21 protein-coding genes and 1 tRNA gene are annotated in these 22,541 nt (G+C 67.0%); 14 read left to right on the plus strand and 8 right to left on the minus strand.

The features are described 5' to 3' along the window. Positions 1-41 precede the first annotated feature (41 nt). On the plus strand, positions 42-764 hold the full coding sequence (locus tag ACZYSP_RS18635; protein WP_489015800.1) for a DsbC family protein: 723 nt from the start codon (positions 42-44) through the stop codon (positions 762-764). Continuing rightward, entirely contained in the window at positions 764-2,611 is a 1,848-nt protein-coding gene (locus ACZYSP_RS18640) for a M61 family metallopeptidase (protein WP_489015802.1), read from the plus strand. Before ACZYSP_RS18635 ends, ACZYSP_RS18640 begins: the two co-directional genes overlap by 1 nt. On the opposite strand, the gene ACZYSP_RS18645 is transcribed toward ACZYSP_RS18640, so the two are convergent. Beyond that, entirely contained in the window at positions 2,608-3,195 is a 588-nt protein-coding gene (locus ACZYSP_RS18645) for a DUF2325 domain-containing protein (protein WP_489015804.1), read from the minus strand. The two genes, ACZYSP_RS18640 and ACZYSP_RS18645, sit on opposite strands and share 4 nt — an antisense overlap. 73 nt (positions 3,196-3,268) lie before the next feature. Continuing rightward, the gene (locus ACZYSP_RS18650; protein WP_489015806.1) at positions 3,269-3,604 is read right to left on the minus strand and encodes an SMR family transporter; all 336 of its coding nucleotides are present in this window, start codon (positions 3,602-3,604) and stop codon (positions 3,269-3,271) included. Positions 3,605-3,702: 98 nt separating this feature from the next. Here ACZYSP_RS18650 and ACZYSP_RS18655 point away from each other — a divergent pair, with 98 nt between their 5' ends. After that, positions 3,703-4,482, plus strand: a complete 780-nt coding sequence (locus ACZYSP_RS18655) for an enoyl-CoA hydratase (protein WP_093078457.1) — start codon at positions 3,703-3,705, stop codon at positions 4,480-4,482. A 5-nt stretch (positions 4,483-4,487) separates the two neighbouring features. On the opposite strand, the gene ACZYSP_RS18660 is transcribed toward ACZYSP_RS18655, so the two are convergent. Then, a complete protein-coding gene (locus ACZYSP_RS18660) occupies positions 4,488-5,717 on the minus strand; it encodes a hypothetical protein (RefSeq protein WP_489015808.1) in 1,230 nt (409 codons plus the stop codon). Next, positions 5,714-6,379, minus strand: coding sequence for a sigma-70 family RNA polymerase sigma factor (locus ACZYSP_RS18665; protein ID WP_489015810.1), 666 nt, complete (start codon positions 6,377-6,379; stop codon positions 5,714-5,716). The genes ACZYSP_RS18660 and ACZYSP_RS18665 overlap by 4 nt, the downstream gene beginning before the upstream one ends. Positions 6,380-6,515: 136 nt before the next feature. Between ACZYSP_RS18665 and ACZYSP_RS18670 the strand changes: the two genes are divergently transcribed. The 6 genes from ACZYSP_RS18670 to ACZYSP_RS18695 all read left to right on the plus strand — a co-directional run bounded on the left by ACZYSP_RS18670 (position 6,516) and on the right by ACZYSP_RS18695 (position 10,670). Continuing rightward, positions 6,516-8,015, plus strand: a complete 1,500-nt coding sequence (locus ACZYSP_RS18670) for a vWA domain-containing protein (RefSeq protein ID WP_489015812.1) — start codon at positions 6,516-6,518, stop codon at positions 8,013-8,015. Positions 8,016-8,069: 54 nt separating this feature from the next. Beyond that, positions 8,070-8,146 (plus strand) — tRNA-Met (locus ACZYSP_RS18675). 80 nt (positions 8,147-8,226) lie between these two features. Further along, positions 8,227-8,631 carry a DUF2946 family protein gene (locus tag ACZYSP_RS18680; RefSeq protein ID WP_489015814.1) on the plus strand — a complete coding sequence of 135 codons (405 nt, stop codon included), beginning with the start codon at positions 8,227-8,229 and terminating at the stop codon, positions 8,629-8,631. A gap of 115 nt (positions 8,632-8,746) precedes the next feature. Next, a complete protein-coding gene (locus ACZYSP_RS18685; RefSeq protein WP_489015815.1) occupies positions 8,747-9,373 on the plus strand; it encodes an SCO family protein in 627 nt (208 codons plus the stop codon). A 33-nt stretch (positions 9,374-9,406) separates the two neighbouring features. After that, complete coding sequence (locus ACZYSP_RS18690) at positions 9,407-9,883, plus strand: copper chaperone PCu(A)C (RefSeq protein ID WP_489015817.1); 477 nt, start codon at positions 9,407-9,409, stop codon at positions 9,881-9,883. Positions 9,884-10,217: 334 nt separating this feature from the next. After that, on the plus strand, positions 10,218-10,670 hold the full coding sequence (locus tag ACZYSP_RS18695) for a hypothetical protein (RefSeq protein WP_093177370.1): 453 nt from the start codon (positions 10,218-10,220) through the stop codon (positions 10,668-10,670). 218 nt (positions 10,671-10,888) lie between these two features. Here the strand turns inward: ACZYSP_RS18695 and ACZYSP_RS18700 are convergent, their stop codons facing one another. After that, on the minus strand, positions 10,889-12,529 hold the full coding sequence (locus ACZYSP_RS18700) for a 3-(methylthio)propionyl-CoA ligase (RefSeq protein ID WP_489015819.1): 1,641 nt from the start codon (positions 12,527-12,529) through the stop codon (positions 10,889-10,891). Positions 12,530-12,651: 122 nt separating this feature from the next. Between ACZYSP_RS18700 and ACZYSP_RS18705 the strand changes: the two genes are divergently transcribed. From ACZYSP_RS18705 to ACZYSP_RS18725, 5 genes are all read left to right on the plus strand, one after another. Beyond that, positions 12,652-13,323, plus strand: a complete 672-nt coding sequence (locus ACZYSP_RS18705) for a nitroreductase (RefSeq protein WP_489015821.1) — start codon at positions 12,652-12,654, stop codon at positions 13,321-13,323. Between the two features lie 38 nt (positions 13,324-13,361). After that, positions 13,362-14,156 carry a phosphodiesterase gene (locus tag ACZYSP_RS18710; protein ID WP_489015823.1) on the plus strand — a complete coding sequence of 265 codons (795 nt, stop codon included), beginning with the start codon at positions 13,362-13,364 and terminating at the stop codon, positions 14,154-14,156. 64 nt (positions 14,157-14,220) lie between these two features. Beyond that, positions 14,221-14,466, plus strand: a complete 246-nt coding sequence (locus tag ACZYSP_RS18715; protein WP_093078442.1) for a hypothetical protein — start codon at positions 14,221-14,223, stop codon at positions 14,464-14,466. A 17-nt stretch (positions 14,467-14,483) separates the two neighbouring features. Beyond that, positions 14,484-15,263, plus strand: coding sequence for a helix-turn-helix domain-containing protein (locus tag ACZYSP_RS18720; RefSeq protein WP_489015826.1), 780 nt, complete (start codon positions 14,484-14,486; stop codon positions 15,261-15,263). A 36-nt stretch (positions 15,264-15,299) separates the two neighbouring features. Next, complete coding sequence (locus tag ACZYSP_RS18725) at positions 15,300-16,181, plus strand: DMT family transporter (protein ID WP_489015828.1); 882 nt, start codon at positions 15,300-15,302, stop codon at positions 16,179-16,181. Positions 16,182-16,190: 9 nt separating this feature from the next. On the opposite strand, the gene ACZYSP_RS18730 is transcribed toward ACZYSP_RS18725, so the two are convergent. The 3 genes from ACZYSP_RS18730 to ACZYSP_RS18740 form a co-directional block, all read right to left on the minus strand. Further along, entirely contained in the window at positions 16,191-17,360 is a 1,170-nt protein-coding gene (locus ACZYSP_RS18730) for a GGDEF domain-containing protein (protein WP_489015830.1), read from the minus strand. Positions 17,361-17,419: 59 nt separating this feature from the next. Beyond that, positions 17,420-18,598: an acetyl-CoA C-acetyltransferase gene (locus ACZYSP_RS18735; protein WP_489015832.1), complete on the minus strand. Its 1,179-nt coding sequence runs from the start codon at positions 18,596-18,598 to the stop codon at positions 17,420-17,422. Between the two features lie 102 nt (positions 18,599-18,700). After that, complete coding sequence (locus ACZYSP_RS18740) at positions 18,701-22,495, minus strand: patatin-like phospholipase family protein (RefSeq protein WP_489015834.1); 3,795 nt, start codon at positions 22,493-22,495, stop codon at positions 18,701-18,703. Positions 22,496-22,541 lie beyond the last annotated feature (46 nt).

A 22,541-nucleotide genomic window follows, 5' to 3' on the forward strand; every position in this document is an offset into this window, starting at 1 on the left:
CACCCCGCCCCTCTTTTAGAACCGAACCAACGGATCTCCCGATGACACTCGTACGCAACCTCTTACTCGCCGCCTGCACGCTGGGCGCGGTCGCGGCCGCCACAGCCGGCGAAGCCGAGATCCGCAAGAACCTGCCCGCACGCATTCCGCAGTTCCCGGCCATCGACGAAGTGTCGAAGTCGCCGATTCCGGGTGTCTACGAAGTGCGCGTGAACGGCTCGCAGATCTTCTACACCGACGAGCAGGGCAACTACCTCATCCAGGGCAACCTGATCGACGTGAAGTCGCGCAAGAACCTGACCGAAGAGCGCGTGGAAAAACTCAGCGCGGTCGCCTTCGACCAGTTGCCGCTGAAGGACTCGATCAAGATCGTGCGCGGCAACGGCAAGCGCAAGCTCGCGGTGTTCGAAGACCCGAACTGCGGCTACTGCAAGCGCTTCGAGAAGGACATGAAGACGGTCGACAACGTCACCGTGTACCTGTTCCTGTACCCGGTGCTCGGCCCCGATTCGAACATCAAGTCGCGCGACATCTGGTGCAGCAAGGACAAGAGCAAGGCCTGGGGCGACTGGATGGAGTCGAGCACCCGTCCCACCACCGCGCCTAACGGCTGCGACGTGACCGCGCTGCAGCGCAACGTCGAGTTCGGCCGCAAGTACAACATCACAGGCACGCCCACGCTGATCTTCAGCGACGGTACGCGCACGCCCGGCGCCATTCCCGCAGAGCAGGTCGAGAAGCAACTCGCTGCTTCGTCCAGCTGATGGCGACGAAGACCGTTTCGCGGCGCGCCGCCGCTGTCGCCGCACCCGTGGCCGGCGTGCGCTATCGCGTCGAATGCGCGGACCTGCACGCGCATCTCTTTGCCGTGACGCTCACCATCGACGCGCCCGCCGCGCAGCAGCACGTGTCGCTGCCGGTGTGGATTCCCGGTAGCTACCTGGTCCGCGAATTCGCCAAGAACCTGCAGGGCCTGCGCGCCACGCAGGGCCGCCGCAAGCCGGCGCTGATGCAGCTCGACAAATGCAGCTGGCTCGTCGAATGCACGCCCGGCCAGCCGTTGGTGCTGCACTACCAGGTCTGCGCGTACGACAACTCGGTGCGCACCGCCTGGCTCGATGCCGAACGCGGCTTCTTCAACGGCACCAGCGTTTGCCTGCGCGTAGAAGGCCAGACCGAGGCGCCGCATGCGCTGGAGATCGTCGCACCCAAGCTGGCCGACGACGCCGCGCGCTGGTCGTGCGCCACCGCGCTCGTGCCGCTGAAGGCCGACAAGCATGGCTTCGGCAACTACCACGCATCAGGCTACGACGAGCTGGCCGACAGCCCGGTCGAGCTGGGTACCTTCTGGAGTGCCGAATTCGAAGCCTGCGGCGTGCCGCACCGCTTCGTGATTGCCGGTGCCGCTGCATCCTTCGATGGCGAGAGGTTGATCGCCGACACAAAGGCGATCTGCGAAGCCGAGATGCGCTTCTGGCACGGCGACAAGGTCGGCAAGCGCGGCGGACCGAAGCCGCCGATCGACCGCTACGTGTTCATGCTCAACGCCGTCGACGACGGTTATGGCGGGCTCGAACACCGCCATTCCACCGCGCTGATCTGCAACCGCCGCGACCTTCCGCAGCGCGGCGAAAAGAAGAAGCAGCCCGACGGCTACACCACGCTGATGGGCCTCATCAGCCACGAGTACTTCCACACCTGGAACGTCAAGCGCATGCGGCCGGCCGAGTTCGCGCGCTACGACTACAGCCAGGAGAACTACACGCAGCTGCTGTGGTTCTTCGAAGGCTTCACCAGCTACTACGACGACCTGCTGCTGCGCCGCGCCGGTCGCATCGACGACGCAGCCTACCTGCGCCTGCTGAACAAGACCATCAACCAGGTCATGCAGACGCCGGGCCGACTGGTGCAGCCGGTGGCTGACGCGAGCTTCGACGCCTGGGTCAAGTACTACCGCCAGGACGAGCAGACGCCCAACAGCACGGTGAGCTACTACACCAAGGGCGCGCTGGTGGCGCTTTGCTTCGACCTCACGCTGCGCCATGAAGGCAAGGGCTCGCTCGACGACGTGATGCGCCACCTGTGGACGCACAGCAGTGGCGGGCCGATCAGCGAGGCCGACATTGCAGCGGCGCTCGAGGCCGTGAGCGGCCGCTCGTATGCGCTGGAGCTGGCGCGCTGGGTGCATTCGACCGAGGAGCTTCCGCTCGCGCAACTGCTGCGCGCGCACGGCGTTGCCACGCTGGAGGACCCGTCGCAGCAGGCGCAGGCGTTGGGCCTGCGCGTGGCCGAGGCCAATGGCAGCGTTCAGGTGAAGGTGGTGTTGCGGGGCGGGGCGGCCGAGAAGGCCGGCTTCTCCGCAAACGACGAGTGGATCGGCATCGAGTTGCCTGCTGCCGGCAAGAAGGGCCAGCAGCAGCCTGCGCAGGCCTGGCGCATCGCCAAGCTCGACGACCTGGCGCTGTACCTGGGCGATGCGACGAAGTGCACGGCCATCGTGGCGCGCGACCGCAAGCTGATCAGGCTGCCGCTGGTGTTGCCTGTCGGTGTGACCACCTGGCGCCTGTTCTCGCACGACGCCACGAAGGTGGCGGGCTGGTTGGCCGGCTAGGCGTTTTCCGCCGCAGTCGGCTGCCGCACAAAGATCATCGGCTGCGGCTCGCCCACCAGTACGCAGGGCTTGCCGGTGCGTCGGCAGTGGTCTTGCACGCGCCAGTAGGCACCGTGGCTCACGCAGCCGGTCTGGCAGATCACGAGATCGGCCGCGCGCAGGCTGGCTTCGAGCGCGGGATCGTCCGCATCGTCTCCGCCGTCGTGGTGCAGGTAGCGGCCGCCGGCAATCTCGACCAGCTGGCGCGCGAGCGAAGGCGCCTCGTCTTCATGGCCGACGCACAGCACGGCCTTCTCACGCAGATCGGCGGGCGCCTGCGGCTCGGGCGGCATCATCAGATGGCGCTTGCTGCCCGGCGACAGCAGCGCGCTCAGCCGCTTCGGCAGCGCCCCGCCTACGGCGGCACGCACCGCGAGCTCTTCGCGCACGATGGCAATGGCCGAGTCGCGCGCCACCAGCGCGCCGCGCAAACGCACGATCTGCGCTTCGAGCCTTTCGACGAGCGCGGCCTGCTCGACCAGCAGGCGCGAGCAGCGCTCCTGCACGCGGGCATAGGCCCGCAGCAACACGGCATGTTCTTGCATCGGGAACTCCATGGCGGGCATTCTAGATGAGAATAATTCTCAACTAAAAGCCACATGTGCCGAGCGGGGTCGCTCAGTGGGAAACCGACTTGGAAAACACGTTTACCACCACCACGCCCGCGATGATCAGCCCGAGCCCCGCAATGGCCGGCCCATCGAGCTTCTGCCCGAACCACAGCCAGCCCACCAGCGAGATCAGCACGATGCCCACGCCGGACCAGATCGCATAGGCGATGCCCGTGGGGATGGTGCGCAGCGTGAGCGAGAGAAAGAAGAACGCAATCACATAGCCCACCACCGAGGCCAGCGTGGGCCACAGCCGGGTGAAGCCCTCGGACCCCTTGAGGAAACTGGTGGCGATCACTTCGGCCACGATGGCGACGAACAGGTAGGCGTAGTTGGAACTCATGGCGGGCACTCTATGGGAACTCGCAATGCCCCGCCACCCGCGCCGGCCATGCTGGGTATAGTGAAGCGCGTTTTTCTTCCCCTTCCCCCGGAGACACCATGAGCTACGAAAACATCGAAGTGCGGACCGAAGCAGGCAAGGTCGGCATCATCACCCTCAACCGCCCGAAGGCCCTGAATGCGCTCAACGACGCGCTCATGACCGAGCTGGGCCAGGCCCTGAAGGCCTTCGATGCGGACGACGCCATCGGCTGCATCATCCTCACGGGCAGCGAGCGCGCCTTCGCGGCCGGCGCAGACATCGCGGCGATGGCCAAGTACAGCTTCATCGACACCTACAAAGGCGACTACATCACGCGCAACTGGGAAACCATCCGCTCGATCCGCAAGCCGGTGATTGGCGCGGTGGCCGGCTTCGCGCTGGGCGGCGGCTGCGAGCTGGCGATGATGTGCGACTTCATCATCGCGGCCGACAACGCGAAGTTCGGCCAGCCCGAAATCAAGATCGGCGTGATCCCCGGCGCCGGGGGCACGCAGCGCCTGCCACGCGCAGTGGGCAAGAGCAAGGCCATGGACATGGTGCTCACGGCCCGCATGATGGACGCCGCCGAAGCCGAACGCGCCGGCCTCGTGAGCCGCGTGGTGCCTTTCGAAAAGCTCGCCGACGAGGCGCTGGGCGCGGCGCTGATCATCTGTGGCTACTCGCAGATCTCGGTGATGGCGGCGAAGGAATCGGTCAACCGCGCCTTCGAAAGCGGCCTGAGCGACGGCGTGATGTTCGAGCGCCGACTGTTCCACGCGCTGTTCGCCACCGTCGACCAGAAGGAAGGCATGGACGCCTTCCTCAACAAGCGCGCGCCGGATTTCAAGAACGCCTGATCTGATCAGCGCGTAAGCAGCGAGCGCAGCGCGTCGAGCGCCTGCGCTGGCGGCGTGCCGACGAGAGCCGCGCCGCCGGGCTGCGATGTCCAGCGCACCTGGCCGCCGGCGATTTCCAGCACGGCGACCGGCGCATTGCCCCGGTACAGCTCGAGCCGCGCCTCAACCGGTGCGGCGAGCGGTTCGTCGGGCGACGTGGCCGAACGCGCCACGGTGCTCACGAGCGCCGGCAAGCCTTCGATGTCGCCGCGCTCGTGGCGCACGCTGGCGCCTGAACGCGTGAAGTTGAAGGACGTCCATCGCTCCAGCGCCGAGAAAGACGCCGCTGCGCTCCGAGGCCTTGTCATGGCCTTGGCGGCAGCGCCCGGCGCGGTCGAACGCAGTCCGCCGGAAACCTCGGCGTTGGCGCTGTCCTGGTTCGCGGGTGCGGCGGCTGGTGGCGGTGGCGCTGCCGGCGCTCCTGCTGCATAAGCGCTTCGCCGTTCGTTTTCCACGGGGGCTTCGCGGCGTTCATCGCGCAAGACGGGTGCGGGTGCGGATTGCTCGGCCACGATGGCGGGCGGTGTCGAAGGTGTGACCGGCTCGGCGGGCGCGACGGGCGCAGGAGCCGCCTGCTTGAGAGATGGCTTCGGCGCGGCACGCTGGAGAGCATCTGCGCTCGCCGCATCGGCCGCCTTTTTCGGGGAAGAAGAATCGCGCGGGGCCGGGGCCTTGGCGCGTTGCTCCGCGGCAGGCGCTACGGGGGCTTGCGCAACGACTGGTGGCGGCGCGGCGGCGGCTGCCGGCGCTTCGGCTGGAGGCGCGGCCTCCGCGGACGCTTGCGCCGGAGCCGTTGCAGGCGGCGCCACCGGCGCCGGCGCTTGCGCAGTCGCCCCGCCCACGCGGGCTTCACCATCGAGTCGCGCATCGGGCACAGGCTCGCGATGCCACAGCACCGCCACGAAACCAGCCACCAGCACCGTCGCGAAAGCCGCGTTCCACGGCATGCGCGCACGCGGCTCACCGCCACCGCCGAAGAGGCGTCGCCACCACGGCGCGGCGCTCGCGCTGTTGGCGGCAGGGCTGGCTGTCACCGGCGCCTCGGCAAGGTTGTGCGCCATCTTCAGGATCGCGTCGCGCGTGCGCGGATCGGGCCTGGCATCGCTGTCGGGCGCATGGTCCAGCGCGCGGCGCAGCGCGGGGTCGCGCAGATCGCCGTTGTTGTCGTCGTCGAACTTGGTGTTGTTGCCGCTCATGCCCGTTGCTCCAGCACCGACAGATAGCGCTCCATGCACCCGCGCAGTTTTTGCAAGCCATAGCGCAGGCGGCTGCGCACGGTCTCGAAACCGATCTCCAGGCTCGCGGCCAGCGCCTCGACGGTCAGGCCGTCTTCATGGTGCAGCAGGAACGCGGCGCGTTGATCGGCCGGCAGTTCGTCGAGGCAAGCCAGCAGGCGACGGCCCGCGGCACGCCAGAACGCCAGCTCTTCGGCCGACGGGTGCGCCGCCGCATCGACGGCCCCGCGCACGCCGCGGTCGAGCATGGGCACGGGTTCGCTGTCATCGTCCGGGTGCGCATCGAGCGTCACTTCGCGCCCGCTCACACGCAGCCGGTCCATCGCCAGGTTGTGCGCGATGGTGAAGGCCCAGGTGCGCCACGTCGCGCCCTGCGGCGAAAAGCTGTCGCGCGCCGAGATGATCCGCACCCAGGTGTCCTGGAATACCTCGTCGGCCTGCGCCACGAGCCGCGCGCCCAGCAGCCGCTTGACGAAGCGGAACAGTCCGCCTTCGTGGCGCGCGTAGAGCACGTCGAACGCGGCGGCGTCGCCCTGCGCGTAGGCCAGCATCAACTGGTCGTCGGGCATGGCCTGGCGCTCGGGGGCGTTCTTGGCGGAAGGGGCGCGGGGAAGCGCGGACATCGGAGGATTTTCACCCCAGCTTGTACGGGCGGCGGACCGCGCCGGGGTTCGGGGCGGCAAAAAAAGTCGACGAGGCTCAACCCCGCTGGCGGTGGTCGGCCGTATCAGCCTGCACTCAACCACCCGGAGTGCTTTCATGACCCAAGCTTTCGTTCCCAGGTTTCGCCGCCCGCTCGTCGTACTGCTGTGTGCCCAACTGCTCCTGGCCGCCTGCGGCGCCACCGAGCCCCCTGCCGTTGCCGGCGCCACGCGCTGGCCCACGCCCGCACCCGACAGCCGCCTGCAGGTGGCGCAGACGGTGCCGAACTTCGAGGCGCCGTCGGCCACGCACTGCGCGAGGCCAGTCCAGACCTACGAGACACCGGGCATCGCGCGCGTCGCACGCGACCGGCGCGAGCTTGCGGACACCGACGCGATGAAGGACTACAGCCTGCGCCGGCCCGGCTCGCCGTCGGTCTCGGCCGCGAAATCAATGCCGGCACCCGCCGCCGAGCCCCTTGCCAGCGCCATCGCTGAAGCTGCTGCGCCGGCCGCGCCCGCAGCGCCGCGCATAAGCGGCGGCCTTCAGCCACCGGCCCAAGCCCCGCGCCCCGCCAACGAACCCGTCACCGCCGGCATGGTCGACGACAACGCCGACTTCAGCGAATACCTGGCCTTCCGCGGTCGCACGCAGGTCGTCCACCGTGAGCGCGACATCAGCGCGCGCTACCTCCTCCAGGTGCGCGACGCCCGCGGCGCGGTCGTGCCCGATGCCGAAGTGGCGGTGCAGGCCGCGAACGGCGCCGCCATGTGGGCCCGCACCGATGCGGGCGGGCGCGCCTGGCTGCATCCGAACGCATTCGACAAGGCGCAGAGCCCGGTGTACGAAGTGACCGTGCGCAGGAACGGCCGCCAGAGCACCGCCTTCCTGCAGCGCGGCCAGAAGAACGCCGTCGACGTCGTGCTCGACGGCAAGCCCGGCGCTGCCCCCGCGCGCGCCAGGCTCGACCTGGTCTTCCTGATCGACGCCACCGGCTCGATGGACGACGAGATCGCGAAGCTCAAGACCACGCTGCGCACCATCGCCGACCAGGTCGCCAAACTGCCGAGCCGCCCCGACACCTGTTTCGGCCTGGTGGCGTATCGCGACCGCTCTGACGAATTTCTCGTGCGCCGCCACGACTTCACCAACGACCTCAACGCCTTCCAGGGCGTGCTCGATGCGCTGCGTGCTGCAGGCGGCGGCGACTACCCCGAGGCGATGAACGAGGCCCTGAACGAAACCATCCACAAGATGAGCTGGCGCGGCAACGGCACCACGCGCCTCGTGGTGCTGCTGGCCGATGCGCCGCCGCACCTCGACTACGGCGGTCCGCAGTACGACGACGACATGGTCGCCGCGCTGGGCAAGGGTATCAAGGTGTTGAGCGTGGGCGCATCGGGGCTCGACAAGCAGGGCGAATACATCCAGCGCCAGATCGCGCAATACACCGGCGGGCGCTTCGTGTTCCTGACCTACAAGGAAGCGACGAACCCGGCGAGCGGCCCGGGAACGCAGACCGTGCATGACGTCGGCAACTACTCGGTGCAGACGCTGGACAAGCTGATCGTGCGGCTGGTTTCCGAAGAATTGGGCAAGTTGCCCGCGGGTGGTTGAACTGGGCCCTCAGCCTGGGCTATAATTTTGGGCTCGGTGCAAATCAGCACTGACGGCTCTTTAGCTCAGTCGGTTAGAGCGATGGAATCATAATCCACAGGTCCGCGGTTCGAGTCCGTGAAGAGCCACCAACAAAACGAAAAAGCCTTGTGAGTCAACGACTTACAAGGCTTTTTTCTTTGCCGGGCATGCTGACCGATAATCCGCGCCGATGCTCGCGCCTTCCCTCGCCACACCGAACCCACCCGCCGCCCGCGCGGGCTTGCGGCATCCGGGCGTGGGCCTGATCCGCTGGGTGCTGCTGTGGTTCGCGCTGTCGCTTGGCGTGGCCATCGCTTCTCCGGTCGTGCATCCGCAGACCGTGGAATTGGTCTGCTCGAACGCCGGTTCGGTGAAGGCCATCGTGCACACCGACGACGGCGCGCAAGAGCTGGGTGCGGGCCACATGGACTGCCCGCTGTGCGTGCTCAACGGCGCCCCGCCCGTGACAACGCCCACCGTCGAGCTGCCCGCGCTCATGCCGCTGGCTCGCGCAGTCCAGCCGATTCCGTCCGCGCACATCGCCGCGGTCACCGCTGCACCCTTGCCGGCGCGCGGGCCTCCTTCGCTCTCCTGACGCTTCTTCAGTTCTTGCGCGCGCGATGCGGCCGCCTCGGTCGAGGCTCGCTCGTCGCGTGCGTTCCTGCAATGAATTCGTCGGCACACGCACCCGTGCCGAAGAGAGCTTTTCCATGATCCACACCCCCCATCCAACAAGGCGATTCCTGCTGCTTTCCGCCGGCAGCCTCGCCGCGCTCACGACCCTCACGACCCTCGCGGCCTGCGACAAGGTGCTGCCCGCCAGCTTCAACGGCGTCGACATCACCGGCGCCAGATACGCGCAGGATTTCCGTTTGACCGACGCGGACGGCCATGAACGCACACTGGCCGACTTCAAGGGCAAGGCAGTGATGATGTTCTTCGGCTTCACCCAGTGCCCCGACGTGTGCCCCACAGCACTCGTGCGCGCGGCAGAGATAAAGCGACTACTCGGTGCAGACGGCGAGCGCCTTCAGGTGATCTTCGTCACCGTCGACCCCGAGCGCGATCTGCCTGTCGTGCTCAAGGCCTACACGCAGGCCTTCGACCCCAGCTTCATAGGCCTCTATGGCGACATGCAGCGAACCAGCGAGACCGCGAAAGACTTCAAGGTGTTCTACAAGAAAGTGCCCACGGGCTCCTCGTACACCATGGACCACTCGGCCTTCAGCTACGTGTTCGACCCGAAGGGAAAGATCCGCCTTGTGCTGCGCCACGAACAGAGCGCGGAAGAATGCGCGCAAGACCTCCGCCAGATTTTTCAGACCGCATCCGCCTGACTTCCATCGCTTCAACCTCAGGAGATTTCATCCATGAAAAACCCCATCGCACACACCCTCCTCATCGCCATCGCCACATTGCTCGCCGCACACGCGCACGCCCAGGTCACCATCAAGGACGCGTGGGTGCGCGCCACCGTGCCGCAGCAGAAGACCACCGGCGCGTTCATGCAGCTCAGCGCTGCGAAAGACACCAAACTGGTCTCGGCCAGCTCGCCCGTCACGCCCATCGTTGAGGTGCACGAAATGGCCATGCAGGACAACGTGATGCGCATGCGCCAGATCCCTGCGCTCGACCTGCCCGCCGGCAAGACCGTCGAGCTCAAGCCCGGCGGCTATCACGTGATGCTGCTCGACCTCAAGCAGCAGGTGAAGGAAGGCGACACCGTGCCGCTCACGCTGGTGTTCGAAGGCAAGGACGGCAAGCGCGAATCGGTCGAGGTGAAGGCACCGGTGCGGGCGCTCAATGCCTCTGCGCAACCCGCGGGGCACGGTAGCCACAAGCACTGAGGAGCGAACGCGTCGAGGGTCGGCCGCGCCAACGCAGCCGATCCTGAAACCCCAGAACCCGGCCAGAGGAAATACCCTGTTTCGGTGATGGCGCTCGACCGGCCGTCCTACAAGAATTGTTGACAAATATTCACAATTCACACCCTTCTCGACCAACACCCTCGCGGGCTGGATTGGTCCGGGGCGCATGAGTTGTCCAGGAAGTCGGGGGCGTTCTTGCCGTCCCTGCTTTGGCTGGACGGCATGACGCGGCATGAGGGCCGAGGGATACGTAGACAGGGGATCTTCGGTGCCGCTCAGTTACCTTCTTCATTTGGAGCATGCTCGCCTGCCAATGCACGTGACGGACGCGCAGGACGTGCGACGCGTTTCCGTCCTGAAAGCAACCGGCCTGATCGAGGCCGCCATCGACCCTGCTTTCGACACCGGGGGCAGCTACAGGCTGGCGCAGGCGGCGCTGGTGGTCTGCATCACCGACGAGGGGCACGCCGAGATCGACAACCTGCGCGGTCGCAACGCCAGCAACACCGACGCACCACCGAAGCCGGCACGCACGGGCATCGAACCGCTGCACTACCTGCGCATGATCGAACGTTCGACATTCCCGCTTCGCGTGGACGACGCGCAGGAGATCAACTGCATCGAGGCGCTGAAGCAGGCCGGGTTCGTCGATGCCGCGATCAGCCCGGTGCTGGCGTGGAAGGAGAGCCGCGAGCCGCAGGAGCTGGCGGTGATCCGGCGTATCACGCCGTTCGGGCGGGCTCAGCTGGCGCGGGGCACCAGCTAGTTTCGCGGTGTCCAGTTTGCGGAGGGAGTCGATGCCGACTGCCCCTCCTGTTTGTATACATACGCGCCCACCCTATGCCTTTCGGCCTCCCCCATCGAAGGGCTGCCTATTCAACAGGCAACGTGATGGGAAGCCACGCCAATCCTCGCTTCGCCTCTGCGCCTCCACCCACAACTCACAGAGTTGTCCACAGAAAAATCTAACAAGTCATCAAACCGTCAAACAGATGTCGTCGCAACGTAACCTTTGAACTGCTCGCGCAGCTTGGTCTTCAGCAGCTTGCCGGTGGCTGTATGCGGCAGCGTGTCGACGAAGACCACGTCTTCCGGTAGCCACCACTTCACGACGCGCTGCGCGAGGAAAGTGAGCAGTTCCTCGCGAGTGACTTCGGCGCCAGCACGCTTCACCACGATGAGCAGCGGACGCTCCTGCCACTTCGGATGCGCGATGCCGATCACCGCCGCTTCGGCCACGGCCGGGTGCATGCTCGCGGCGTTCTCCAGGTCGATGGAAGAAATCCATTCGCCACCCGACTTGATGACGTCCTTCGCGCGATCGACCAGTTGCACGTAGCCGTCTTCGTCGATGTTGGCGACGTCGCCGGTCGGAAAGAAACCTTCGGCGTCGAGCACCGGGCCGCCCTCGCTCTTGAAGTAGCCGCTCGCAATCCATGGGCCGCGCACGTGCAGATGGCCGAAGGCCTTGCCGTCGTGCGGCAGGCGCTGGCCGTCCTCGCCGACGATCTTCAGCTCCACGCCCCACACGCCGCGGCCCTGGCGCATCTTCACGCGCATCTGTTCTTCCTTCGGCATCGACAAATGCTTGGGCAGCAGGTTGCCGATCACGCCGATGGGGCTGGTCTCGGTCATACCCCAGCCCTGCACGAAGTCGGCGCCGAAGTCGCGCTCGAAGCGTTCGATCATGCTGCGCGGCGTGGCCGCGCCCCCCACGCCGATGCGCTTCAGGCCAATGGCGCGCGTGTCGATTTCGGGGTGCGCGTCGAAGTACTGGAACAGCATGAGCCAGATGGTGGGCACGGCCTGCGAGAAGCCGACCTTCTCGTCGCGCATCAGCTCGTACAGGCTCTGGCCGTCCATGTGCGGGCCGGGCATGACGAGCTTCATGCCGGTCATCGCGGCTGCATACGGCATGCCCCATGCGTTGGCGTGGAACATGGGCACCGCGAGCAGCAGCGTCATCTGCGAGTTGACGCCGAAGGTGTCGGGGGCACATTCCATCAGCGAGTGCAGCACGGTCGAGCGGTGCGAATACAGCACGCCCTTCGGGTTGCCGGTGGTGCCCGAGGTGTAGCAAAGCGACGAGGCAGTGCGCTCGTCGAACTCGGGCCAGGAGTAGCTCTCGCTCTGCGCGCCGATGAGCTCGTCGTAGCACAGCAGGTTGGGCACGTCGATGGCGGGCATGTGGGCGCGGTCGGTCATCGCGATGAAGGCGCGCACCGACTTCAGGCCGGGCGCGAGCTTCTCGACCAGCGGAGCGAAGTTGGCATCGAAGAACAGCACCTTGTCTTCGGCGTGGTTGACGATGTAGTCGACCTGCTCCGGAAAGAGCCGCGGGTTCACCGTGTGCAGCACCGCGCCAGAACCCGACACGCCGAAGTACAGCGCCAGGTGGCGATAAGTGTTCCACGCGAGCGTGCCCACGCGGTCGCCGGGTTCGATGCCCAGCGTCGTCAGCGCGTTGGCCACCTGCTTGGCGCGGCGCTGTATCTCCGCGTAGTTGGTGCGATGCACCGGCCCCTCCACCGTGCGACCCACGACTTCGGCATGCGGGTGGAAGGTGGCTGCGTGATCGATGAGCGACGAGATCAGCAGCGGGTGGTCTTGCATCAATCCGAACATGTTTTGTCTCCTGTACGCTGGGGCGATGCTAGGCAGCCGCCACTCAGCGCCGCATCGTCGGAACGGACGATTGAGGTCGTTCGAGGGTTGCCCCTAGCATGGCCTTTCAAGAGGACTTTTGCATGAACGTTCAGGACGCCATCGCCACCCGCCGCTCGGTGCGCGACTTTCTCGACACGCCGGTGCCCGGCGACGTCATCCGCCGCGTCGTCGAGCAGGCGCTGCGCGCGCCTTCGGGCGGCAACCTGCAGCCATGGCATCTGCATGTGGTGGGCGGAGAAAAACTCGCCGAGCTCAAGGCGATCATGCGCACGCGCGTGCAGGAGGCGCCCACCGGCGAAGGCAGCGAGTACGACATCTACCCGCGCGAGCTTGCAGCGCCGTATCGCGACCGCCGCTTCGCCGTGGGCGAGGCAATGTATGCGCGCCTGGGCATTCCGCGCGAAGACAAGGCCGCGCGCCGCGAATGGTTTGCGCGCAACTACCAGTTCTTCGGCGCGCCGCTGGCGCTGTTCTGCAGCGTCGACCGCCGCATGGGCCCGCCACAGTGGTCCGACCTGGGGATGATGCTGCAGAACGTGATGCTGCTGCTGCGCGGAGAAGGGCTCGACAGCTGCCCGCAGGAGTGCTGGGCGATCTACCCGCAGACCATCGGCCAGTTCATCGCGCTGCCACCCGAGCGCATGCTGTTCACTGGCATGTCCATCGGCTATGCGGACCGCAGCCGCCCGCTCGATGCGCTGGTGACCGAGCGCGCACCGCTGACCGACGTGGCCGAGTTCGTCGGCATCTGAATCCACCGGAGGGAACGGATCGTGCTTGATGATGCGGCATGCTCATCGCACAGATCTCCGACCCCCACATCCGCCCCGCAGGCCAGCTCTACCAGGGCGTGGCCGACTCGAACCGCATGTTCGAGGAAGCCATCGACCACCTGCACGGGCTCGACCGCAAGCCCGACCTGGTGCTGCTGACCGGCGACCTCGTCGACGAAGGCAAGCCAGAGGAATACGCACAGGTGCGGCACCTGCTCGCGAAGCTGACGTTTCCGTACCTCGTGATTCCCGGCAACCACGATCACCGCGAGAACTTTCGTGCAGCCTTCGCGGACCACGCGTACCTGCCGGCCGAAGGCGCGCTGCACTACTGCATCGACGACCATGCGGTGCGCATCGTGGCGCTGGACTCGTGCATTCCCGGGCTTCACCATGGCGGCATCGATGCGCAAGGATTGGCGTGGCTGCAGCGCACGCTCGAAACCGATCGCATCAAGCCAACACTGCTGATGTTGCATCACCCGCCCTTCATGAGCGGCATTCCCTACATGGATACGTACCGCTACATGGACACGGCGCCGCTCGAAGCCATCGTGCGCAGCGCCTCCAACATCGAGCTGGTGCTGTGCGGCCACGTGCACCGCACCATGCTGCGGCGCTGGGCAGGCACGGTCGTGTGTTCATGCCCGAGCAGCACGACCGAGATCGCGCTGCAGCTGGCCGCCGATGCGGCTCCGGCCTCCTTCATGGGCCGGCCCGGCTGCATGCTGCACCTGTGGAACGAAGCGCACGGCATGGTGAGCCATGTGAGCCACATCGGGAAGATGCAAGGGCCTTACCCATTTGCGTGAGGCCGGGGCTCAGCATCCCTTCAGGCAGAGCGGACAGAATCCGGCAAATCGACAAGGAGACGTGATGCAAAAGCAGCCCTACTGGTTTCCCGCCAAGCGCTACGGCTGGGGCTGGGGCCTGCCCAACTGCTGGCAAGGCTGGGCGGTGATGGCCGTGTACGGCCTGCTGGTGGTGACGGCTGTGTTGTCCATCCGCCCCGAACGGGAACCCCTGCTGTTCTTCGCGGCCCTCATGGTCCTGACCATCGCGCTTGTCGCCGTCTGCTGGATCAAGGGCGAGCCGCCGCGCTGGCGCTGGGGCGAAAAGTAGTCGACGGCCATCCAGTCATGCCACAGGAACGCACCCTTCTCTACACCGGACACGAGTTCACGGTCGAGCACGTGCGCTCCCACGCGCACCAGGGGCCTGACTGGAGCAGCCCCTACACGCTGGAATCGCGGCGCATCATCTTCCCGGTGGGCCGCACGGTGCTCGATGTGCGCACAGGCGACGGCACCTGGCTGGTCGACGGGCTCACCGCCATGCAGTTCTGCGACGCCATGGTCTATCAGTTGCGGCCGGTGGCACACGCGGCCCGACACAGCATGGTCGTGAGCCGACACCGGCCGTCTTGCGCAGATGCGGCGCCGGTGTTCTGCCTGCTTTCACCACGGTCGCTGTACCGAGTTCACGCGGCACAGCGACAACTGCGTGCAGGCGATGCAGGTGCGGATGCCATCGCTTCACTGGTCGATGAACTCGGCACGTCGCGCCGGCAGTTGCCGCTGACGGGCGCGGTCATGCGCGCGAAACGGCTGCTCGCGGAAACCGCCGACCGGGAGGTGAAGCTCCCTATGCACGAAGTCGCCGACGCGGTCTCGCGCTCGCCATTCCATCTGGCACGCAGCTTCCGGCAGCAGACTGGCCTGAGCCTGCATCAGTACCGCCAGCACCTGCGGCTCGCAGCAGCCATGGAGCGGCTCGTCGATGGCGACAGCAACCTCGCGGGCATCGCGCACGACCTCGGCTATTGCAGCCAGAGCCACCTGGGCGCGGTGTTCCGCCGCGAGGTGAGCGTGACGCTGGGCGAAGCCCGTCGCGTGCTGGCCGGCAGCGCACGAATTTGATAGCCGTCGCGCGGCGCGGTCGCGAGACTCGCCGCGATGATGGATCGCAACCTTTCTGCAGGCCTGCTCGCCGCGCTGGCCGCAGCCTTCATCGGCAGCGCCTGGCAACTCGTCTCGCGCCACGGCGTGACCACCACGCTCGGGCCGATGGAGCTGGCGCTGATGCGCTACGGCATTCCGGCGCTGCTGCTCTGGCCGCTGTGGTTCGGCAGCAAGCGCATCGCGCCGAAGACCTCGCCGCTGGTGCTCGCGCTGCTCGTCATCGGCGGCGGCCTGCCCTTCGGACTGCTGGTGCTGGCCGGCGCGCAATGGGCGCCTGCGAGCCACATGGGCATCTTCATGGCGGGCAGCCTGCCGCTCTTCACCGCCATCGGCGCATGGCTTCACAAGAGGCAGAAGGTCGAGGGCCTCAGGCTTGTCGGGCTGGCCTGCATTGCCATCGGCATGGCACTGTTCGCTGCGGGGAGCTTTCGCGGCGGCTCGCTCGACTGGCGCGGCGATCTGCTCTTTCTTGCGGCGGCCATGCTGTGGGCCGTGCATTCGCTCGCGTTCGCGCACTGCGGGCTCACGCCGTGGCAAGGCGCGGCGTTCGTGAACGGGTGGTCGGCGCTGATGCTGTTGCCTGTGATATCGATCGCCGGCGCACCGCGGCGGCTGCTCAGCGCGCCATGGCCCGATGTCGCGCTGCAGGCCACGACGCAAGGTGTGGGTGCAGGAGTGCTTGGGCTGGTGGTCTATATGGTGGCCGTCGCACGGCTCGGCGCGCCGCGCGCATCGCTGTCGGCGGCGCTGGTGCCGGTGCTGACCACGCTGGGCGCGGCGGCCTGGATGAACGAACCGATCACCGGTGCGGTGCTGCTGGCCCTGGCGCTGGTGGTGCCCGGGATCGTGCTGGCGAGCGGTGCGGTGCGGCGCTGACAACAACCCTCAGGCAGCCGCAATCACCTGATCCCGCCCCATCGCCTTCGCGCGATACAGCGCAGCATCAGCCAGCGCCAGCACGTCGTCGACGCCAATGCTGCCCGTGCCGCTCTCGCTGGCCGCCACGCCGATGCTCACCGCCATCGAGCCGACAGCGGCCATCGGCGAATCGGCCGGGAACGGTTCGTCGATGTTCTGCTTGAGGCGCGCGGCGATCTCCATCGCCTCGGCCTTGCCCACGTCGGGCAGCAGCACCACGAATTCTTCGCCGCCGTAGCGCCCGAGCAGGCCCTTGTCGCCGATGGCGCGCTGCATGCGGCCGACGGCCTCGCGCAGCACCGCGTCGCCCATCTGGTGGCCGAAGCGGTCGTTGATGTCCTTGAAGTGGTCCAGGTCCACCATCAGCAGCGCCATGCGCCGGCGGCCCGAGGCGAACACGGTGCCGCATGCATCCAGCACCGCGCGCCGGTTGAGCGCGCCGGTGAGCGGGTCGCGCGTGGCCAGGTATTCGAACTCGGTGTGCACCCGGTCGGTGGCCATGAGGATGACGGCGATGGACAGCAGCAGCACGGTGAACGAGTACATGCTGATGTAGAGCGACTGGATCCAAGTGCCGTCCATCAGGCTGCTGCCAGCCAGCCCCGCCACCACCGACAAGAAGCGCAGGCCGGCCACCAGCGCCTGCGCCAGCAGCAGCCCGATCATCAGCCGCTTGCCGAACACCCGGCCCTCGTGGCGCATGTACAGCTGGGCGTGGAAGAAGAACAGCGCCGACACTGCCAGGGTAATGAGCAGCAGGCGGGTCTCGAAGTCGGGCTTCACGCTGCTGAACCAGAACATGGCCAGCGCCAGGCAGCCGTTGAGCACCGTCCAGCCCCGGGTGTCGCGGCGCCCGAGCAGGAATTTCTGGCTGCCCGCGTAGTACAGGATGCAGGCCTGGTACAGCACGAAGTTGGCGACGACGATCGTGAGGAAGTCCGGAAAGAAGCCGCGCGCCGCAAACAGCATGGTGCTCACGAACGCCATCAGCGGCGCCTGGGACCACTCGTCCAGCCCCTGGATGGTGGCCGGGTAGCTGCGCCGCATGAAGAACACCACCAGCGCCATCACAACGCCCATGAGCCCCGCAAGAATGATGACGGAGCGAGGATCGAGGATGGCTGGCAGGGCGCCCATGGGGCCCGATTATGTTGGCATCGCCGATCCGGGCGCCCCGCAGCGCGGGCGCGCTGCGCTCAGAGCCGCTCGACGATGGTCACGTTGGCCATGCCGCCGCCCTCGCACATGGTCTGCAGGCCGTAGCGCTTGCCGCGCTGGCCGAGCGCGTGGACCAGCGTGGTCATCAGCTTGGTGCCCGAGGCGCCCAGCGGATGGCCCAGCGCGATCGCGCCGCCGTTCACGTTCAGCCGGGCCGGGTCGGCGCCCAGCGCCTGCAGCCAGGCCAGCGGCACCGGTGCGAAGGCCTCGTTGACTTCGTACAGGTCGATGTCCTCGATCTTCATGCCCGCCTTCTTCAGTGCACGCTGCGTAGCGGGCAGCGGTGCCTCCAGCATGATCACCGGGTCGTGCCCCATCACGCTCATGTGGTGGATGCGCGCAAGCGGCTTCACGCCCAGCGTCTTCAGGCCGCGCTCGTTCACCACCATCAGGCCGCTCGCGCCGTCGCAGATCTGGCTGGCGGTGGCGGCGGTGCAGCGCCCACCTTCGGCAATGAGCTTGACGGCCGCGATGCTCTCCAGCGTGGCGTCGTAGCGGATGCCCTCGTCGGTGGTGTGCAGTTCGCCGGGCTCGGTGCCGTCGGCCATGCGCACCGCAATCGGCACGATCTCGCGCTCGAAAAGGCCGGCCTGGGTGGCGGCAATGGCGCGCTTGTGGCTTTCGAATGCGTAGCGGTCGAGCTCGTCTTTCTCGATGCCGTAGTTCCTGGCGATCATCTCGGCGCCGGTGAACTGGCTGAACTGGATGTCGGGGTAGCGCCTGGCCATGAGCGGGCTCACGTAGAAGCCCAGGCCATTCTTCAGCGGCAGCGTGCTGGGCATGCCCATCGGCACGCGCGTCATGCTTTCCACGCCGGCGGCGATCACGATGTCCATGCTGCCCGACATCACGGCCTGCGCCGCGAAATGCAGCGCCTGCTGCGACGAGCCGCACTGGCGGTCGACCGAAGTAGCCGGCACGGATTCAGGCAGCTTCGACGCCAGCACCGCGTTGCGCGCGATGTTGGAAGACTGCTCGCCGGCCTGGTCGACGCAGCCCATGATGACGTCCTCGACCAGTGCCGGGTCGGCATCGGTGCGCTCCACCAGAGCGTTGAGCACCTGCGCGGCGAGATCGGCCGGGTGCCAGCCGGCAAGGCGGCCGTTGCGACGGCCTCCGGCGGTACGTGCGGCGGCGACGATGAAGGCTTCGGGCATGGGGAGTTCTCCAATGGGATCTGGGGTTTGGAGAATTGTTGGCCCCGTGCCGCGGCGCAGCGTCGTCGGAACGGACGATTTTGGACTCCCGCTTTCCGTCCCCTACTTGGCGGGAAGTGACGCCGAGGTCGGAATCCAGACCTCGACGGTGCGATTGCTCGGCTTGAGTCGGGGGGACAGCTGCTCCACGAGCCAATTGGGATAGCCCACCTCGCGAAGCAGCGCGTAGGCACAACCGATCGACGCCTTGTCGTGATAGCGCACCGTGGGCTGGCTCACCTGCCTCGGCGGCGGGAGGTTGTTCTTGCGCGCCGACTCCGTGACGTCTTCGATCGGCGGCACGCTGGCACCTATTTGCTGCCAACGCTCACGATAGGTACGTACGCTGTCTCTCTGGCTGCCGTCGTAAATCTGGATGTAGACCCTCTCGCCCTTGCAGGACTCGCTCCTCGCGGCCTCGCTGCGAGGCGTCGCAGCGGGAGCGACTGGCGCTGGTGGTGCAACAGAAGGCGACGATGCGGCAGATGCGGGCGACGACGCAGCTGGTGCTGGTGGAATCGCGGCAGGAGAAACTGCCGGCGGCGGGGCCCCGGCTGGCGTCGCCTCTACCTTGGGGCATGCGCGTCGCGCGCCAAGGTCGTTCGACTCCGGCGCTCCTGCATCCTTCCCGGACAGCGAAGCGCTTTGATCGTCGGCCTCTCCGTAATCAGCCAGATACCGATTGCGGGCTTTAAGCAATTCGGCGCGGAATGGACTGCAAAGGTGCATGCCATCGAGCGGCGCCACGGCCGAATAGTCATAGCCCCAATAGCGCGGCAGCGGCTCCTTGGAGGTCTTGCCCGGCTCCTGCTTGAGGCAGACGGCAAGCCTGCTCTGCGCCTCCGGATGCTCTGCCTCCACAAGCCCCTTGCAAGCGCGAGAAAAGACATAGGGCACCACCTTGCGGCACTCGCTGAGGGTGTCGGCATAGATGCGCCTGGCCAGCTCGGAGCGCTTGAACCAGTCCACCTCGCCAGCCGGGCACAGCGTATCCGCAGTCTTGAGAAGTTCGCTGGCCAGCGCCTCGAGCTGGGGAGCGACCTGCGTCGGCCTCGCATTCGCAGGAAGAGCCGCAGGCAGCTTGCTCCAGAGATCGCTCAGTTCATCGAGCGCCTTGCGCTCCCTGTCCACGCGGCTGGCGCTCCCCACCTTCACACTGTCGATCGCCTGCCAGGCGGACACCCCCAGCGTCGCCGCCGCGCCCAGCCCGATCGACGCACCCACCGCCGTTGCGCCCACGCTGCCGATGATGCGCCCGCGCGCCGCTTTCTCGTCGCCGTTCAGCGCAGCGCCCGACAGAGCCACCGAGCAGTCGTCCGGCACGAAATGCGCCGGCTCGTTCTTGACGCAGTCCGCGCGCAGAGCCTCGATGAATGCCGGGCTCAGGTCCTGCGCCAGGACCTGCCCGAGCCGGAAGTAGCTCTCCCATTGCGCTTCCGAGAAGAACTGGTCGGCGGTCGTTTCCTGGGGAAAGGTTGGCGCTGCCCGCTTGAAGTTCTGAAGATCGATGGGCAGGCCCTTGCACATGTTCGGCTTGACGATCAGCAGGATTCCGCGCTCCCGCTTCAGCTTCGGCCCCACCTCCACAACCCCGTCCCTGTCGGAGTAATTGATCCGGGCCACCGCCAGGCAGGCATTGCTCGCGTTCGAGGCCAGCTCCTGCAGCGAGCCGAATGCGTGCAGCGCACCGTAGAAGCCCGGGGGCTCCGACGCCAGCCCGCGCGGAACCTCGCCCGGCAATGCCCGCCGGGGCCGCAGGAACTCGATGTCGGCCTGCAAGTCGATGCGTGCCTTGCGCACCAGGTTTTCGACATCGCCGAAGGTGTAGTCGGGGTCGGCTCCGCAATCCACCACGACGATGACTTCCGCGCGTTCCGAGAGCAACGCGTAGGCGCCGGTGTTCTCGAAATGCCCGCCATCGGTCATGAACCAGTCGCGGCCTTCCTTGCCCTCGAAGATCGCCAGCGTCTCGCGCATCAGGCCCCACGACTTGGTCAGGAAATCCGACCAATGCTTCCTGTCTTTCTCCGGCTGGCGCCACCAGTAGCCCAGCCGCACGCCCGCGAACACGAGCAGCGCAGCCACTCCGCCACGCGTGAGCTTGCCCAGGCCCGGTGCCACGGCGGCACCCGACACCGCCATCCAGCTGCCGAGCGTCATCGGCGTGTCGCTGCCTTTCAACTCTTTCCACTCTTCCTGCCCCACCCGCATGAAGCCGCCTGACGCCACGGTCAACGACAGGCCACGGCGGTCCTGGTTGAAGAGCTGCCCCCTCGGGTCCTTGGTCTGGTTGAGGCACACGTTGAGCAGGTGGACCGGTCCTCCAGGGGCCTGCGGCTTGTAGTGCGCAAGATCGGCGTCATCGTCCGCAACGATCGTGTTGACCGAAGCGGTGTCCAGGTTTGGCGGGAACACGGCCGGCACGGAGTCCAACGCCCCCAGAACCCCGTACGCGCCCTGCGCCGAAGGCTGGCCGAAACGCTGCGCGTTGGCCGCACCCAGATAGCTGCGGATCAGCCGTGCCCGGTAGAAGGCATGCAGCGACGAGAGGTTCAGGAACGCCGGCGTCTTGCCCGTGCACCAGAGATAGCTCACGACCGGCACCAGCAGCAGCCCCCAGATGCGCCATGCATCGGAAAAAGCCAGGTCCTGGCGCGGCACGAACAGCCCGCCCAGCACGGCCTTGTACACCAGCGACACCCACCACGCGAACAGCAGGAAGGCCAGCAAATAGCCCAGCAGATGCGCAATGGCCATGAGGGCCTTCGACGTCGACCGCCCCGGCACCAGGTTCGACGCCAGCGGCAGCACCGCACGCAACACTGCCGCTGCCATCGCGAGATAAATGCCCGCACTCGCCAGCCCGATCTGCTGGAACGCCACATGCCATGCGAGCCGATCGGCCAGACCGATCGCCAGCACGACGATCAGCACGCGAAAACTGAAGGCGAGCTTGTTCGTCAGGAGGTTGCGCGCCTTGTCGGACTGCGGCTGGTGCGTGCCGCGGTCTTCGGACTCCGTCAACACGCCGTCCGCCAGGCGCACGGCAAAGAACCAGACGGCGATCAGCACGCCGAAACCGCTCCAGAGAAAGTTCCTGAGATCGTCGCCGGTCTCGCTGCGGACATCTCCGAATGTCAGGCCCAGCCCGAGCAGCAGGGCACTCGCGACCAGCACGGCCAGGCAGATCCTCCAGACGCCGCCTTGCTGGCGCGTGGCCGCCACCCACGGCACGGCCCAATAAGCCGACGCATGGACCAGCACGAACACTCCGACCACCGGCAGCGCCAGCCAGACCACCGGGGTCCACGACGGCAGCCACTCGGCCAGCCACTGGAAGTAGCCCGCGATGCCGGGCAGGTACCCCACTTCCGCCATGCCCCACCAGGCCACCAGATTCAGCGCTGCAAGCGCGAGCCCCGCCAGCACGGACACCAGGCCCAGTTCCACGTGCACGCCGAGCAGGTTGCGCAGGTACAGCGCCACCGCGAAGGTGCGGTCGAGCGGCCCGCGCGGAATCAGGTAGCGACCGTTGGCGCGCAGCCACCAGATGAACCAGCTCGATCCGGCCTTGCCGACTTCGTCCTGGATGCGATCGAGATCCGCGCGATTGCGCGCCCTGCTGAAGAGCCGCCCGAGCATGGAGGCTGCATAGCCGCCGCCCGACACCGAGGACATCAGGTCGAAGCGCAGCAGCGCCCCTCGCCGCGCGAGCGCGCTGAAGACGCCGAGGCAGAAAGTTGCGCTGCGGATGCCACCACCCGAAAGCGCAAGCCCCCACTTCCGGGTCGAACCTGTCAAAGCGGGATCGCCCAGCGCGTCGCGTCGCTTGGCCACCTCTTCGTCGATAACGCTCATCGAATTCCCCTCCAGTGGCACCTGGTACGGCCGATGCATCGCCCGG

This window comes from Variovorax sp. F042 (assembly GCF_057814215.1).